This is a genomic window from Pseudomaricurvus sp. ABR4_320 (genome assembly GCF_056159445.1).
In genome coordinates, this window is record NZ_JBSWVF010000001.1 from 536,542 (window position 1) to 552,080 (window position 15,539).

The following is a 15,539-nucleotide window of genomic DNA, read 5'->3' on the forward strand; positions in this document are numbered from 1 at the left end:
CGTCCTATCAAAATACAGGAACTCAGAAGTGTCCGACCTGCAAGACCCCCGAGTGCTTTTTGCCGGGGAAAGAACGCTGCTGGCCTGGAACCGCACGGCGCTGTCGTTAATGGCCTTCGGCTTTGTCATCGAACGCTCCGGCGTACTATTACACATACTCAAACCTGACGCTCATGCGGCCGAGCGCAGTCTCGCCACCCTTTTCCTCGGAATCGCCTTTATCCTGTTCGGATCTGCCACGGCGCTCTTCTCATTGATGCAGTTCCGCATCCTGTTACGCAGCCTGAATCCCAAGGAATTTCCGCCGGGCTACCCCGCCAGGGCCGGTTTACTGGTTAACAGCCTGCTGGCCAGTCTGGGCATCCTACTGGTCGCCATTCTTGTTTATATGCACCGACTGTAAAAGAGTAAACCTTACCGTGGCAACATGGACTTTAGGAGGAGCTGGAAAGAAGAGAATCAGAATAAATATCTGATCAGGCTGAAGACCGCGACGTGAAAATCAATCTTTCTGGTAGGCTAGAGCAGGCCCCACCGGAAAATATATTCTAAAATAAGCGAAAGCAATGGATTATGGACAACCGAGAAATCCTCGCAACCTGCGACGAACTCACAGAATACACCGGCCGCTTCTTAGATAAACACCGGGCATTCTGAATACGCAATTTGATCTTTGCGCGAATACAGATAAATACCAATCGTCGCGCATACCTCAACGAACTGAAGCTTTCCTTTCAATATATTTCTTAGCCGATTTGGTACCAGACTCAACCGCATAGACAGCAATGAGAGCCAGAAAAATATTGAGGCCGACATTTAACACATTGAATACAAAAGTCAGCAAAATAAAGACTGAGTAGCCTACTGCTGACGAAACCCATACGAGTTTTCCCACGGCTCCCCCTCGATCATTATTGCTGTGATAAAACAGACAGAAGTTCAAAACTAAATCAGGTTAACTCTTACGGTCAAGCTCACAGGCTCGAAACCCCAACAGAGCGCCACCTGAATCAATCGAAATTTGATCTTGGCCAGATTTTTTCTATCATACGAAATCAGCCTCCTACCCTAGCGCTCAAGCAGTGAAAAATGACCCCGATGACAGACTCTTCAATCAACCCACATACCTCCAGTGGACCCTCAATCGCTATCGTCATTCTCGCCGCTGGTTCCGCCAGCCGCTTCGGCTCTCCCAAGCAGCTTGCCAGTCTCGAAGGCTCAACACTTCTGGAGCGTTCGGTAGCACTCTGCCATAAACTGTCCTTTCCCCTCTACGTGATTCTCGGGGCACATTCGGAACAGATTCTAAAGACGGCCAACCTTAGCCAAGCTTCTGTGATGATAAATTCAGATTGGCAGGAGGGTATCGCCAGCTCCATTCGCGTCGCAGTCGAACACATAGGCAAGCAACACAGTGCATTGTTGTTTCTTGCCGCTGATCAAGTCGCGGTATCCACTGCCGAACTGACATCACTCATTTCACTCTGGGCGCAAGCACCGGATACCATCGCGGCAGCCCATTATTTAAACAATCCGGGAATTCCCGCCATTTTTCCGAAGGCGTACTTTTCAGAATTACGTCAACTCACCGGTGATCGCGGCGCCAAAGCCCTGTTACAACAATATCCAGTTCGAACCTTGCCGCTGCCCAGTGCCGCCATTGATATAGATACGATCGAAGATCTACAGGCATTTGACGACTGAATACGTGGCTCTATCTGCCAACGAGAAACCCGCTCGCAATGTTATTTGACGATTGAACCGCCAATAACCTCATATAATTTAAGGTTATTGAGTTGCATCAATATCTCATTCCTGAAATTTCTGAATACTCTCAGCCTTTCACCGACGTTTTGTGAGCGCGCCCATGCCAACCCAACTGATTGCCGTTGCGATGCTGCCGGATGGCACCCTCGCCCCCCACGCCGGAAGAGCTGAAATCTGGCAAGTCTATACCGTAGAAAACCCGCTTGAACCACAACTGGAATGGACTCTCAACCTCGACTCTGGCGGCACCTTGCATGAGTGGCATGTGCGTGACGATGGTCATCGTCACCCGCTCCACGGTTGCGATATCGCTATTGCTCAATCGGCGGGAGACGGCGTTGTTCGACGGCTCGCCGAACGTGGTACCCTTCTAGTAACGACCACAGAAAAATTCCCCTTAAGAGCAATATCTACATACCTGGACGGCCGTCTGGCACCAGGGCTTCCTCACGAAGAGCAACCCTGCTTACATCCTGACACAAAGGTTGGCTAACGGGTGCAGAAGGTTGGCACCTTGCGAACCCGATAAAGATCCTGCAGTCTAAGCCTCGAGAAAATTCGGAGCTTAACACCATGCCCACCCCTATCACTGCCCGACACGGACCTCGCCTCGGGTCATTGACCGCACTCATCATCGGCCTTTTGATGGGGCTTTCTGTCCACTCAGCGAATGCTGCTAACCAGAACTATTTACCTGAAGAGCGTATTGCCACCTTCTTCGACATGCTCAAGAACAATGAGATCGAAGACGCCTTTCAACAGCTGCTGGCAGGGTCCTATATCGAAAAACGCAAAGGCGAAGGTGTCGCTCGTTTAAGTGATAGTGTTGCCCGCCAGTTTCCTGGCTATGGGCGCATTCTTGGCTATGAGAAAGCAGAAGAGGAAGACATTTCGTCAACCACCAAACGCCTGATCTACCAATTAAACATGGAACATTTTCCTCTGGTATGGGAGTTTTATTTCTATAAACCCAAAGACCAGTGGTTTTTGATTAATGTCTCTTACTCAGATCAATTTGTTATCGAGTAGACTGGCGAGCCGACTTCGCTTTACGTCGCATCAACCAGTAGCCGCCCGCGGCTACAGCCAATGCACCAGCCAACCACAGTAGATGCTCGGCATCATGAGTCAGCGGCGTACCATGGCCTGGGTGCGCTACAACTTGAGCTGAGAGTAAAGTTGCCACAAGGGGGACGATCAGTTTCATGTTAATTCCTCAATTTATAGCGCGTTAAACAACCGCTTTGGCTGGCGGCAATATTTTTGCGTCCAGCATTCCTTCGGTCACAATAAATTCAATAATTTGATCAACACCCTGACCCTGTTTCAAATTGGTAAAAACAAACGGCTTATCACCGCGCATTTTACGGGCATCCTGATCCATAACATCAAGCGAAGCACCAACGTGGGGTGCAAGGTCTGTTTTATTGATGATCAGCAAATCAGAACGGGTTATGCCTGGCCCACCTTTCCGTGGAATTTTATCGCCTGCAGAAACATCGATGACATAAAGTGTTAGATCGGATAACTCTGGACTGAAGGTCGCACTGAGGTTATCGCCACCACTCTCCACAAAAATCAGATCCAAATCGGGATGTCGGGATTGTAAATCGTCAATCGCGGCCAGATTCATTGAGGCATCTTCACGAATCGCAGTATGTGGACAACCCCCGGTTTCCACGCCGATAATGCGATCTGCAGACAGGGCTTCGTGCTTGGTAAGAAACTGAGAGTCTTCCTGAGTGTAAATATCGTTCGTCACAACGGCCATGTTGTAATGATCACGCATCGCCGTACACAGAGTTCGCAACAGCGCCGTTTTACCGGAACCTACCGGCCCCCCCACTCCGACACGCAGTGTTTGTTTTTGCTGTGAAACCATCATTGTTTAAACTCCTGCTAGGATCGAAATAAACGAGAATATTGGACTTCGTGCTGACAACTGGCGATGGCCAAAGCTGGCAGGCTGCTGCCGGTGTCTTCAAGAACAAAAGCATCGACGTTGGTTTGAGCTGCAACCAATGCCGGTTGTAATTGAAGCGCTAAATGCTGGGCCTGTGTTTGTCCCAGAGGCACCTGCTTGATGGCGGCCGCCAATTGATTATCAAGCCAGCTCCAGCCAAAACCGGTTAACGCCGCCGACCTTGCCACCCCCCAACCAGCCGCAACACACGCAAAGCCAACCACAAAGCTTTTTTCACGGACAGAGACCAGAGGTGTTGCGACCTTCAGTTGAACCATCAACCGCATCAGTGATGCTCCCATTGCAGTTTCCGTTAACCTCAATTCCGACGTTTCCCGACAGGCGAGCAACCAATCATTACAGCGCAGCACCTCATCATGGTCTCCCCTGGAAAAGGCATCATAGGCTAGGGCCAGCACCGGTAGATCTGTTCTCGCCAAGCCACAGGCAATCTGTTGTTGCAGCCAATGGCAGGTGGACTCCGCATCTGTCACCCAGCCCAATTCAGTTGCGCTTTCCAGCCCCTGGGAGAAAGCAAAAGCCCCAACCGGCAGACTGGCACTGCAGAGTTGCAGCAGCCGCAACAAGCTGAGTGATCCCGAATCAGAATCATCCATGGCTGTGGCTGTGGCTGTGGCTGTGGCTGTGGCTGTGGCTGTGGCTGTGGCTGTGGTCATGATGATGACCGGCGGTGTAACCCTGAAAATAAGCACCATTCTCAGGAACAAAGGTTGCGTCGACATGAGTTACGGTTAGGCCCAACAGCCGTAACATATCTTCCAGTACATGGTCCCTTTCCATTTTTAGCTGACATTCACCAACATCAACTTTGATATGACGGTTACCCAAGTGATAGCAGGCTCGTGCAAAAAGCAGCCAATTATCGGCTTCCACCAGAGCAACGGGTTCGGACGCCGCGACGACTTCGATGCAAACGCCACAGGAGGATTCCAGCTTTTCACCTGGCTGAAGATCCCGTCCTCGCTCAAGAAACAGTCGAACCTCCTCTCCTGTTGTTGCCTGTAAACGCTGGCGTCCTTTTGCCCGCTGCGCATGAGTCATAACGACCTGCAGCTGAGAGGTTTGCGTGGCATTCTCGCCCAGACGTTGATAGACATCCATCGTCAATATCCTTTTAAAACAAGTTATATAACTGCGCGAGCGGCAACTCAATCGCCGGGTCACAGGTCAACAGCTGGCCATCGGCACGCACTTCATAGGTCTGTGGATCAACCTCGATGTGTGGCAACCAATCATTCAATATCATGTTGGATTTGCTTAACGTTCGCGTATTGCCGCAGGCGACCAATTGACGCTGGAGAGACAGTGCCGAACCAATGCCCTCATCCAGCGCCGCGGCGGACGTAAAGGTCAAACTGGTGTTTGCTGCCGCGAGCCCCAAAGATCCGAACATCGGTCGGTAATGCACCGGCTGCGGCGTGGGAATCGAGGCGTTGGGATCGCCCATCGGCGCGGCGGCAATAAAACCGCCCTTGAGAATCAACGACGGCTTGGCACCAAAAAACGCGGGTTTCCACAACACCAAATCGGCGAGTTTGCCCACTTCAATAGAGCCGACTTCCGTAGCAATACCATGAGTCAATGCGGGATTGATGGTGTATTTGGCAATGTAACGACGCGCCCGAACATTGTCACAATCATCACCCTGATCTTCCAGCAAGGCGCCCCTTTGTACCTTCATTTTGTGCGCTGTCTGCCAGGTACGGGTGATGACCTCGCCGACACGCCCCATCGCCTGGGAGTCCGAAGAGATCATGCTGAACGCGCCCAAATCATGCAGTATGTCTTCCGCCGCAATGGTTTCCTTGCGAATGCGGGAATCGGCGAAGGCGACATCTTCGGGAATACGCGGATCCAGGTGATGGCACACCATCAACATGTCCAGATGTTCATCTACCGTATTGCGGGTATAGGGGCGTGTCGGATTTGTAGAAGATGGCAGCACATTGGCAAAACCGCAGGCTTTAATAATATCCGGCGCATGGCCGCCGCCAGCACCTTCCGTATGATAGGTATGAATCACCCGGTTTTTAAAAGCGCCTAAGGTGTCGTCAACAAAGCCGGACTCATTCAAAGTATCTGTGTGTATGGCGACCTGCACGTCGAATGCATCTGCTACCGACAGACAGTTGTCTATGGAGGCTGGCGTGGTTCCCCAATCTTCATGAAGTTTTAAGCCGCATGCGCCAGCACGCAACTGCTCTTCCAGAGCGACCGGCAAGGTCGCATTGCCTTTCCCGAGAAATCCAAAATTCATCGGCAGGCAATCTGTCGCCTGCAGCATACGGGCGATGTTCCAGGGTCCAGGCGTACAGGTGGTGGCATTTGTACCTGTCGCAGGCCCTGTGCCACCGCCAATCATCGTGGTCACACCACTCATCAAAGCTTCATCCACCTGCTGTGGACAAATAAAATGGATATGAGCGTCAATCCCACCTGCCGTTAGAATCGAACCCTCCCCGGCTATCACCTCAGTACCCGGACCAATGGGAATATCGACACCATCCTGGATATCGGGGTTACCCGCCTTACCAATCGCGGCAATTCGACCGCCTTTAACCCCCACATCGGCCTTTACGATGCCCCAGTGATCCAGAATAAGCGCATTCGTGATGACCAGATCCACGGTTTCGGCGCAGGACAATTGCCCCTGCCCCATACCGTCGCGGATCACTTTGCCACCGCCGAATTTGACCTCATCACCGTAGCGCGTGAAGTCTTTTTCAACTTTGATCCACAGTTCCGTATCCCCCAAGCGCACCTTGTCACCGGTGGTTGGTCCAAACATCTGGGCATAGCTGTTACGATCCATCGTCGCCATCGTTATGCGCCTCCGCTACCGTCGAGAGAACCATTGATCTCTCCACGAAAACCGTAAACGGTGCGACTGCCAGCATATTCCACCAGTTCGACCTCACGCCCCTGTCCAGGCTCAAAACGCACAGCCGTGCCCGATGCGATATTGAGATGGAAACCGCGCGCTTTTTCACGATCAAAACTCAGGGCCGAGTTCACTTCATAAAAATGGTAGTGAGAGCCGATCTGCACGGGGCGATCGCCATGATTTTCAACCCGCAGGGAAAGTGTTTTACGGTCGGCATTCAAGGTGATCGTCCCAGGGGCGACATGTATTTCACCGGGTTTCATAAACTTCTCCAGATAGGGGGATCTTGCGCATCCTTAGTTGATGGGATCGTGTACGGTGACCAGCTTGGTGCCGTCGGGAAACGTCGCCTCCACCTGGACTTCATGCACCAGCTCGGCCACTCCGTCCATAACCTGGTCTGCGCGCAGAATCTCCTTACCAGCGCTCATTAATTCCGCTACCGTTTTACCATCTCTGGCACCTTCCATGATTTCCATGGTAATTAAGGCGACAGCTTCGGGATAATTCAATTTGAGCCCGCGGGCCAATCGTCGTTCAGCCAGTAATGCCGCGGTAAACACCAGCAACTTGTCTTTTTCTCTCGGTAGCAGTTCCATAGTGATAACACATCCAAGTAAGTGAAATTGAGGTGATCAGGTCGCCCAGATTCCCGGAGCCAGTGCTGGGCGAGCCAGCAGTTCCGGACGAGCGTGTTGCCACCAACCGTGCAACAACTGCCTGGTACTCGCCGAGCAATCGCCCAAACAGCGCCCTATCACAAAGCCCCCATTGAACGTCAAACCGGCAATCCCGACATATTCGCCAGCAGATTGTCGTAGACGTTGAAGTAGCTGTTCGGGCTGATCCGTTGATGCAAAGGGACCGGCGACAAAGAAACCAACAACGGGGTTATCCCGCAACGCCAGCAGATCCCGAGGACCTTCGCTTAAAGCGCAGCCGTCAACATCAAGCCGATCCACCAACAGCGGTCGCCCTTGGTGAAAGATGGTAAGCCGCTGTTTAAAATGGCCACGGTCAAATGTTTGCTTCATCGCCGGTAAACCGAGCGACACCACATCCCAGAAGCAGACAGTGGCAGCCGCCGCCAAATCAATACGGGTGTCCAAATGGGCGTTGGCACCGGGAAATAAAATGGTCTCCTGCGGCAACCATTCCACACTCGCCCCTTGACCAAGGCTTAGATTAATGTGCTGACACTGCGGCGTGGCATCCTGTCTGGCGCGATAGCAACGACCGGCGCCAGGGGTCGTAAACAAGGCGCCGGCGTCTGTTGCAATATTGACATCTACCGTGAGGCTGTCGCCAGAGACCAGCCCTCCCGGAGGATGCAGCAAGTAGATGTGGGGTAAATCCGGCCCCTCTGGATAAAAGGGCTTTTGTACGTAGAGAGGCCCACTGTGGCGGTTGGTCAGCAGTCGAGTGCCTCGAGTGGTTTGTGCAAGCCCCAATTCCAGGCGCGCATTCCAGGAGGAAGCGACAGCACTCTGGCTAATCGCAGCAGGATGATTCAATCTCTCGCCTCCTGCCAAACCGACGCCATTGGCTGTTTACACCGCCAAATGCTGTTTGATAAGAGAATCACTGAGATTTTCCATTTTATCACTGGCGACTACCCGGCCTTTTTCCATAAGACGAAATTCTTGGCCTACCTTGCGGGCGAAGCCTAATTTTTGTTCAACCAAAATAACGGTGAGGCCATCTTCTTCATTAAGCTTGAGAATAACATCCCCAATCTGCGCGACAATATTCGGCTGAATGCCCTCGTTTGGCTCATCCAGAATCAGGACTTTAGGATCCGTCACCAGCGCTCTGCCAATGGCCAATTGTTGTTGCTGACCGCCGGACAAGTCCCCCCCAAGGCGGGACCCCATATCCTTTAACACGGGGAAGAGTTCATAAATTTTATCTGGAATCGACTTTAACTTATCGGCTCTGCAAGGTAAACCAATGCGCAAATTCTCCTCGACGGTTAAGAGAGGAAAGATATCCCGCCCCTGGGGAACATAGCCAATTCCCATAGGAGCGCGTGTTTCCGCAGGCATTTTGTGAATCGCTTTACCATCAAACTCTATGCTGCCAGCACTGATTGGCAGCAGCCCCATCAAACATTTGAGTAGCGTGGTTTTGCCAACACCATTGCGCCCCATAATGCAGGTACGGCTGCCCGGCGCAATGTCCAGATTCAAATCCCACAGAATTTGTGTTCCACCGTATTTTTGGTTGACTTGCTGAATGGAAATCACGCTTCTTCCCCCAAATACACTTCAATAACGTCACGGTTATTCTGCACTTGATCCATGGTACCTTCGGCGAGCACCGTGCCTTGATGCAATACCGTTACGGTGCGAGCGATGCTACGCACGAATTCCATATCGTGCTCCACCACCACCACAGTGCGCTCACCGGCGAGCGAGGTAAGCAACTCCGCGGTGCGCTCGGTTTCCTGAGCGGTCATCCCGGCGACAGGCTCATCGATCAGCAACAGTCGAGGATTAGAAGCCAGCAACATGCCGATCTCCAACCACTGTTTTTGACCGTGGGAAAGCGCTCCAGACGCCAAGTGGCGGTGATCGGCCAACCCAATGGTTTCCAGGATACTGTCGATACGATCCTGTTCTTCGCCGGTTAATTTAGCAAATAGATTGAACCAGATCTGCTTGCTGGCGTTGAGCGACAGCTCTAGATTTTCCAACACCGATTGGGCTTCAAATACGGTGGGCTTTTGAAATTTTCGCCCGATGCCGAGTTGCGCGATTTCCGGCTCTGAATGTTCCAGCAGATTAATGGTTTGACCGAAGTAAACCGTGCCGGAATCGCAGCGCGTTTTGCCGGTAATCACATCCATCAACGTGGTTTTGCCTGCGCCGTTGGCGCCAATCAGACAGCGCAGCTCACCATCGTTAATGTAGAGATTCAAATCGTTAATCGCGCGAAAACCATCGAAGCTGACATTGAGACCTTCGACATACAGAATAATTTGTTTGGAGACATCCACATCTGCCCCGCTTGGCTTCAAGCCCGGCCAAACTTGGTCGCGGCGCCAGAATTCCCGTGTCGCGGTTAAATCCATCATGATGCTGCTCCTTCTGCTTTGGCCGTTGACGAAGCGCCACCACCAGTGTGACGACCACTGACTTTCTTCACGAGGTTTTCCACAAATCCCACCAGGCCTTTGGGCAGGAAGATGGTCACCCAGACAAACAAAGCGCCCAGAGCAAACAACCAGGCTTCCGGCATTATCGCGGTAAAACGGGTTTTGGCATAGTTGACCAAGATGGCTCCAATGATCGCACCGTAAAGTGTTGCGCGGCCCCCAACAGCCACCCAGACCACCACTTCAATCGAATTGATCGGGGAAAATTCACCGGGGTTAATTATGCCCACCTGTGGAACGTATAACGCACCGGCAATTGCCGCCAGAATCGCGGAGTAAACAAACAGCCATACCTTGTAGTTTTCTGTTTTGTAACCCACAAAACGGCTGCGCGCTTCGGAATCGCGAATCGCGAGAATCACCCGTCCAAAACGGGAGTTCATTATCAAATGACTCACCACAAACGCAAGCGCAACAAAAAATGCAGTCAAGGCAAACAAGGTAATGCGAGTGGAATCCTGCTGCAGATCAAACCCCATAATGTCTTTAAAATCGGTCATGCCGTTGTTGCCACCGAACCCCATTTCATTGCGAAAAAACGCCAGCATCAAGGCGTAGGTCAACGCCTGCGTCATAATCGACAGATACACCCCGGTCACTTTAGACCGAAACGCCAGCCAGCCAAAAACAAACGCCAGCAAGCCGGGAACCAACAACGCCATCAACATGGCGAACCAAAACTGATCCATCCCCCACCAGTACCAAGGCAGACTGTCCCAATTCAGAAACACCATAAAATCCGGCAACTCGGGATTGCCATACACGCCCCGGTCGCCAATTTGACGCATCAGGTACATTCCCATGCCGTAGCCACCCAAAGCGAAAAATGCACCATGCCCCAGGCTCAACACGCCACAATATCCCCAGACCACATCCACAGACAGCGCCAGCAACGCGTAGCACAAGTATTTGCCCATCAGTGTCACGGTATAAGTGTTGACGTAGAGAAATGAATCGCTGGGCAACAACTGATTGCAGATCACCATGTAGAGGGTAAGGACGAACAGGACTGCGACGACACGGGTTGTACTGCTGCGACGCAACTTTGGATTGCTTAAGATATCGGTCAGTGAACTCACTCTGCTGCCCTCCCTTTCTGAGGAAAGAGTCCCTTCGGACGCTTCTGAATAAATAGGATGATGAACACCAAGACAAAGATTTTCGCCAGAACAGCGCCGGTGAGCGGCTCCAAAAATTTGTTGACGACACCGAGTGAAAAGGCGCCAACCAAGGTTCCCAGCAAATTACCGACACCCCCGAACACCACCACCATAAATGAATCGATAATGTAGGCCTGACCAAGATTAGGCCCCACGTTGGTCAACTGACTGAGCGCAACCCCCGCGACACCTGCGACACCGGAGCCAAGACCAAACGTCATGGCATCAATCCACTGAGTTCTCACGCCCATCGAGCGCGCCATATTGCGATTTTGCGAAACGGCACGGACCTTCAAACCGAGGGAGGTGTACTTGAAGATGTACATAAGCACGGCAAACACCACCAGTGAAAAAATCAGAATGTAGAGGCGGTTAAACGTCACCGACAGAACCGGATTTAACGCCAGTGATCCACTGATAAAATCCGGTGCGGAAACCTGGACATTTTGCGGTGAGACCAGAGTACGAACCGCTTGCTGAAGAATCAGGCTGATCCCAAAAGTGGCCAGTAGAGTTTCTAGAGGCCGCCCGGTCAGGAACCGAATAACGCCCTGCTGAATCGCGATGCCTACAAGACCCGAAAACAGAAACGCCGCAGGAATCGCAATGATTAACGACGCCGCCAGATGATTGGGCATGAGCTGCTGCATGGCATAGGTGGTGTAAGCACCGAGCATGATCATTTCACCGTGAGCCATATTGATCACGCCCATCACGCCAAACGTAATCGCCAGTCCGATTGCGGCCAACAACAATACAGACCCCAAACTGAGACCAAAGAAGACCTTTTCGACAAAGCCATAAAATTCGACTTTCTCAGCGGTTTTAGCACTCGCATTTTTTGCTGCCAGGCGCAGATTGTCATCCTCACTCTCGTCATTGGCGATGCGTAACAAAGCTGATCTGGCTTCAGGCTCCAAACGCCCTTCGAGAATCGGTACCGCCGCAAACCGCGCCTCTGTATCGCCGTCTTCTGCCCCATAGATAACCAACGCGACGTCCATCATTTGCAGCACCCCAGAGGATTCCTCTTGCGCTTTAGCCTGCTCGACCAGAGCTGCCGTATCCTCATCCATATCACCGAGCATGGATTCAATGGCCGCCAACCGCTGGCTCTTGTCCCCTTGAAACAACTGCACACTGGCCATATAGCCACGAATGGCTTTGCGCAGCGAATTGTTTGTGCGAACCTTGCGCAACTGCTTCTTAGTCACGTCTGAGACAGGCTCTGCCGACAGCAGATCGTAGACAACATCCTCTTTGCCCTCGTCGACGACACGATAGAGTTGATTCAGGGTTTCTTTATTGTGGTAGAGCTCACCATCCAAGATAACTTGCAACGCCGGCAGGGCCGCGGCGCCTTCTTTCTCGACCAGCGCTGACAGCATGGCCTGCTTCTCTTTAAAGCTGCTCTTCGGCAGAGCTTGCAACTGTTCATACACCGAAGGCGATAATGCCTCGAACTCTACCGCGGCTCTGGCCGAATGCAGGCTGCAGAGCCCGACGAGGATCAGCAAAAATGCCGTAATCTGTTTCACAAAAGTACTCCGGATTCAGTGGATCTGGAGACGCACAGTCCCCCCTCGGGACGGCCCGACGTCTGGCTCAATACACGCAGAAATTTGGCTGAAGTAGAATGCCGATGACACCTACTTCGGGAGATCGACGCAGCGGGGATGAGTTCTCCCCGCCACGGTTAGAAACCGCCTGGCGGGTTACTCGTAGTTTTGACCAGAGCAGGTTTTGGTTTCGGTGTTGTAGTTACCGCAGCTGATAGGCGCGGTCCAATCGGCAATAATGCTCTTGGAGCCAGGCAAGAAATCAGACCAGGCATCGCCGGGCACCAATCCTTCCGTTTCCCAGACCACTTCAAATTGACCGTCATCCTGAATCTCGCCAATAAGAACCGGTTTGGTTAAGTGATGGTTTTTCAGCATCTTCGCCGTGCCACCGGTTAGATTTGGTGTCTCCATTCCGATCATAGCCTGTTCAACGGAATCGACATCGGTAGATCCGGCTTTTTCGACAGCTTTCACCCACATGTTAAATCCGATAAAGGTGGCCTCCATGGGATCGTTGGTGACACGATCGTCGTTCTTTGTGAACTCATGCCAGGTGTCGATAAACGCTTCATTGGCATCAGTCTCGACGCTTTCAAAATAGTTCCAGGCAGCCAGGTGACCAACCAGTGGCGAGGTATCAATACCGGATAATTCTTCTTCGCCAACCGAGAAAGCAACCACAGGAATGTCTTCAGAGGAGATTCCCTGGTTCGCAAGTTCCTTATAGAAAGGTACGTTGGCATCACCATTGATCGTAGAAACGACCGCTGTCTTCTTACCGGCGCTGCCGAACTTTTTCACATCCGCAACGATGCTCTGCCAATCACTGTGCCCAAACGGGGTGTAATTGATCATGATGTCTTTGGCGTCAACGCCTTTGTCTTTGAGATAAGCCTCCAGAATCTTATTGGTGGTGCGGGGATACACATAATCCGTACCGGCCAAGACCCAACGTTCGACTTCCAATTCGTTCATTAAATAATCTACCGCCGGAATCGCCTGCTGATTGGGCGCCGCACCGGTGTAAAAGACATTTTTAGAAGATTCTTCGCCTTCGTACTGAACCGGATAAAACATCAGGCCATTCAATTCTTCCAAAACCGGCAGAACCGACTTGCGCGATACCGAAGTCCAGCACCCAAAGATCACATCCACTTTCTCGTTGGTAAGCAGATCGCGGGTTTTTTCCGCAAACAGAGGCCAATTTGACGCAGGATCAACCACAACGGGCTCAAGTTTTTTGCCCAGTACACCGCCCTTTTTGTTTTGCTCATCAATCAGCATTAGCACAGTATCTTTCAACGTGGTTTCACTGATGGCCATGGTGCCGGAAAGCGAATGCAGAACACCGACTTTAATGGTGTCGGCGGCGAGGACGGAAACACTGAACAAGGTTGCACCGGCGGAAAGCGCAAACGTCGCGAGGGTGTTTTTTACGTTCATATCAGATCCTTTGTCTTAGAAGCAATGTCAGAACGTCGACACGGTAAGGTGGCTGGCTTGGCCATCACCCGGCGGGCAAAAACTCAACCACCGATGACACACCTTGGGCTCAGAGCCTGCCTTATCGACGCACTCTATTATTCCCGAGAGCCCAATCCCCCACTACTGTCCGATTACCCCAGCCATCTACGTCAAATGACGTAGATGCGCTCGAATACTCACACACGTCGTGCGCCAAGATGGCATGGTTTGAATCTTGTATTGGAGCGAACATCTGTCTTACCTGTCATCTGGAGTTACCATGAAATTGCAGTTCACCGCGCTCGGCTTATTCTGTGCCATTTCCCTACCCCTGCACGCAGAAACCGAGGCGGCCCAATTACAAGAAGCCACTGAAATCGCTAAACGACATCCATTGATCGATGGGCATATCGATGTCCCGATTCATCTGAATTTTCACTGGCGCGATGTCGGTGTTGCCGAAGACGACGGTGAATTCGACTTGCCGAGGGCCAAAGCCGGCGGGCTGGATGCCCCATTCATGTCCATTTACATCCCCGCGGACAAAGAAGCCGACGGCGCATTCACCTTCGCCAACACGTTAATAGATCAGGTGGAAGCCATGGTCTATCGGCAACCGAATGATTTCGCCATCGCCACCACAGCCGCAGACATTCGAGAGAACTTCACTAAGGGCCTGATTTCTCTACCCATGGGAATGGAAAATGGCGCACCTATTGAGGGCAATCTGGAAAACCTGCACCATTTTTACAAGCGTGGAATTCGGTACATTACACTGTGCCACTCAAAATCCAACCACATTGCCGACTCATCCTACGATGACGTTAAGATCTGGGACGGTCTGAGTCCCTTTGGCCGCAAGCTGGTCAAGGAGATGAACCGATTGGGTATTATGATCGATATAGCCCATGTTTCGGACGCAGCGTTTTATGAGGCGATCGAATTATCAGAGGTGCCCGTTGTCGCGACGCATTCATCGCTGCGGCATTTCACACCGGGGTTTGAACGCAACGTTGACGACAGCATGCTGAAAGCCCTGGCCGCGAAGGGAGGCGTCATTATGATTAATTTTGGCAGTTCCTTTGTCAGCTCAGCTGCCCGCCAGTGGGAAGATAACTACAAAATCGCCAAAACAGCCTATGAAGCATTACAAGGGGACCATCTGACCGAGCAGAGCCAGTCCCACTTTGATGAAGAGTATCGCGAAAAATTTCCCTATCCATTTGCCGATGTGACAGATATTGCAGATCAAATCGACTATGCCAAGGCATTGGTTGGTATCGAACACATCGGGCTGGGGTCTGATTTTGACGGTGTCGGCGATTCACTTCCCACAGGCTTAAAAGACGTAGCCGCCTATCCCAATCTGATTGCCGAACTACTAAAGCGCGGCTATCAGGAACCTGAGATCGCCCAGATTATGGGCGGAAACCTCCTGCGGGTTATGGAACAGAATGAGGCTTTCGCCCGTAAATACCAGGCATCTGGGCCTGACGCTTGATTCAGTTTCTTTTCATGTGGAAGCGTCAGCGTACGACAAGTGACGTACTGAATTGTAAGG

19 protein-coding genes and 1 pseudogene are annotated in these 15,539 nt (G+C 51.8%); 7 read left to right on the forward strand and 13 right to left on the reverse strand.

The window, feature by feature from the left end; all coding sequences use genetic code 11:
* Positions 1-28: 28 nt before the first annotated feature.
* From ACXAFR_RS02310 to ACXAFR_RS02330, 5 genes and pseudogenes are all read left to right on the forward strand, one after another.
* Positions 29-403, forward strand: coding sequence for a YidH family protein (locus ACXAFR_RS02310; RefSeq protein WP_475171529.1), 375 nt, complete (start codon positions 29-31; stop codon positions 401-403).
* Positions 404-567: 164 nt separating this feature from the next.
* Positions 568-657 (forward strand): annotated as a pseudogene (locus ACXAFR_RS02315) (type II toxin-antitoxin system CcdA family antitoxin); the annotation flags it as partial.
* A gap of 432 nt (positions 658-1,089) precedes the next feature.
* Positions 1,090-1,704: a nucleotidyltransferase family protein gene (locus tag ACXAFR_RS02320; protein WP_475171531.1), complete on the forward strand. Its 615-nt coding sequence runs from the start codon at positions 1,090-1,092 to the stop codon at positions 1,702-1,704.
* A gap of 163 nt (positions 1,705-1,867) precedes the next feature.
* A complete protein-coding gene (locus ACXAFR_RS02325) occupies positions 1,868-2,260 on the forward strand; it encodes a NifB/NifX family molybdenum-iron cluster-binding protein (RefSeq protein WP_475171534.1) in 393 nt (130 codons plus the stop codon).
* 80 nt (positions 2,261-2,340) lie between these two features.
* Complete coding sequence (locus tag ACXAFR_RS02330) at positions 2,341-2,796, forward strand: hypothetical protein (protein WP_475171537.1); 456 nt, start codon at positions 2,341-2,343, stop codon at positions 2,794-2,796.
* On the opposite strand, the gene ACXAFR_RS02335 is transcribed toward ACXAFR_RS02330, so the two are convergent.
* From ACXAFR_RS02335 to urtA, 13 genes are all read right to left on the reverse strand, one after another.
* Entirely contained in the window at positions 2,786-2,974 is a 189-nt protein-coding gene (locus ACXAFR_RS02335) for a hypothetical protein (RefSeq protein WP_475171541.1), read from the reverse strand. The two genes, ACXAFR_RS02330 and ACXAFR_RS02335, sit on opposite strands and share 11 nt — an antisense overlap.
* A 24-nt stretch (positions 2,975-2,998) precedes the next feature.
* A complete protein-coding gene (ureG, locus tag ACXAFR_RS02340; RefSeq protein WP_475171543.1) occupies positions 2,999-3,652 on the reverse strand; it encodes an urease accessory protein UreG in 654 nt (217 codons plus the stop codon).
* Positions 3,653-3,666: 14 nt separating this feature from the next.
* The gene (locus ACXAFR_RS02345; RefSeq protein WP_475171544.1) at positions 3,667-4,407 is read right to left on the reverse strand and encodes an urease accessory protein UreF; all 741 of its coding nucleotides are present in this window, start codon (positions 4,405-4,407) and stop codon (positions 3,667-3,669) included.
* On the reverse strand, positions 4,340-4,852 hold the full coding sequence (gene ureE / locus ACXAFR_RS02350; RefSeq protein WP_475171545.1) for an urease accessory protein UreE: 513 nt from the start codon (positions 4,850-4,852) through the stop codon (positions 4,340-4,342). The genes ACXAFR_RS02345 and ureE overlap by 68 nt, the downstream gene beginning before the upstream one ends.
* Positions 4,853-4,865: 13 nt before the next feature.
* Positions 4,866-6,572: an urease subunit alpha gene (ureC, locus tag ACXAFR_RS02355; RefSeq protein ID WP_475171546.1), complete on the reverse strand. Its 1,707-nt coding sequence runs from the start codon at positions 6,570-6,572 to the stop codon at positions 4,866-4,868.
* Between the two features lie 2 nt (positions 6,573-6,574).
* Complete coding sequence (locus ACXAFR_RS02360; RefSeq protein WP_475171548.1) at positions 6,575-6,898, reverse strand: urease subunit beta; 324 nt, start codon at positions 6,896-6,898, stop codon at positions 6,575-6,577.
* A 33-nt stretch (positions 6,899-6,931) separates the two neighbouring features.
* Positions 6,932-7,234, reverse strand: a complete 303-nt coding sequence (locus ACXAFR_RS02365) for an urease subunit gamma (protein WP_475171551.1) — start codon at positions 7,232-7,234, stop codon at positions 6,932-6,934.
* Positions 7,235-7,270: 36 nt separating this feature from the next.
* Complete coding sequence (locus ACXAFR_RS02370) at positions 7,271-8,149, reverse strand: urease accessory protein UreD (protein ID WP_475171553.1); 879 nt, start codon at positions 8,147-8,149, stop codon at positions 7,271-7,273.
* Positions 8,150-8,185: 36 nt separating this feature from the next.
* Entirely contained in the window at positions 8,186-8,881 is a 696-nt protein-coding gene (gene urtE / locus ACXAFR_RS02375) for an urea ABC transporter ATP-binding subunit UrtE (RefSeq protein ID WP_475171556.1), read from the reverse strand.
* Positions 8,878-9,711 (reverse strand): urea ABC transporter ATP-binding protein UrtD, encoded by an 834-nt coding sequence (gene urtD / locus ACXAFR_RS02380; RefSeq protein WP_475171558.1) that lies wholly within the window; start codon positions 9,709-9,711, stop codon positions 8,878-8,880. The genes urtE and urtD overlap by 4 nt, the downstream gene beginning before the upstream one ends.
* Positions 9,708-10,862, reverse strand: a complete 1,155-nt coding sequence (urtC, locus tag ACXAFR_RS02385) for an urea ABC transporter permease subunit UrtC (protein ID WP_475171878.1) — start codon at positions 10,860-10,862, stop codon at positions 9,708-9,710. The genes urtD and urtC overlap by 4 nt, the downstream gene beginning before the upstream one ends.
* A gap of 5 nt (positions 10,863-10,867) precedes the next feature.
* On the reverse strand, positions 10,868-12,490 hold the full coding sequence (urtB, locus tag ACXAFR_RS02390; RefSeq protein WP_475171560.1) for an urea ABC transporter permease subunit UrtB: 1,623 nt from the start codon (positions 12,488-12,490) through the stop codon (positions 10,868-10,870).
* A gap of 177 nt (positions 12,491-12,667) precedes the next feature.
* A complete protein-coding gene (gene urtA / locus ACXAFR_RS02395) occupies positions 12,668-13,957 on the reverse strand; it encodes an urea ABC transporter substrate-binding protein (RefSeq protein WP_475171561.1) in 1,290 nt (429 codons plus the stop codon).
* A 24-nt stretch (positions 13,958-13,981) separates the two neighbouring features.
* Here urtA and ACXAFR_RS02400 point away from each other — a divergent pair, with 24 nt between their 5' ends.
* Together ACXAFR_RS02400 and ACXAFR_RS02405 are read left to right on the forward strand one after the other, a co-directional pair.
* Entirely contained in the window at positions 13,982-14,161 is a 180-nt protein-coding gene (locus ACXAFR_RS02400) for a hypothetical protein (protein ID WP_475171562.1), read from the forward strand.
* Positions 14,162-14,258: 97 nt separating this feature from the next.
* Positions 14,259-15,479, forward strand: a complete 1,221-nt coding sequence (locus ACXAFR_RS02405) for a dipeptidase (RefSeq protein WP_475171566.1) — start codon at positions 14,259-14,261, stop codon at positions 15,477-15,479.
* Positions 15,480-15,539 lie beyond the last annotated feature (60 nt).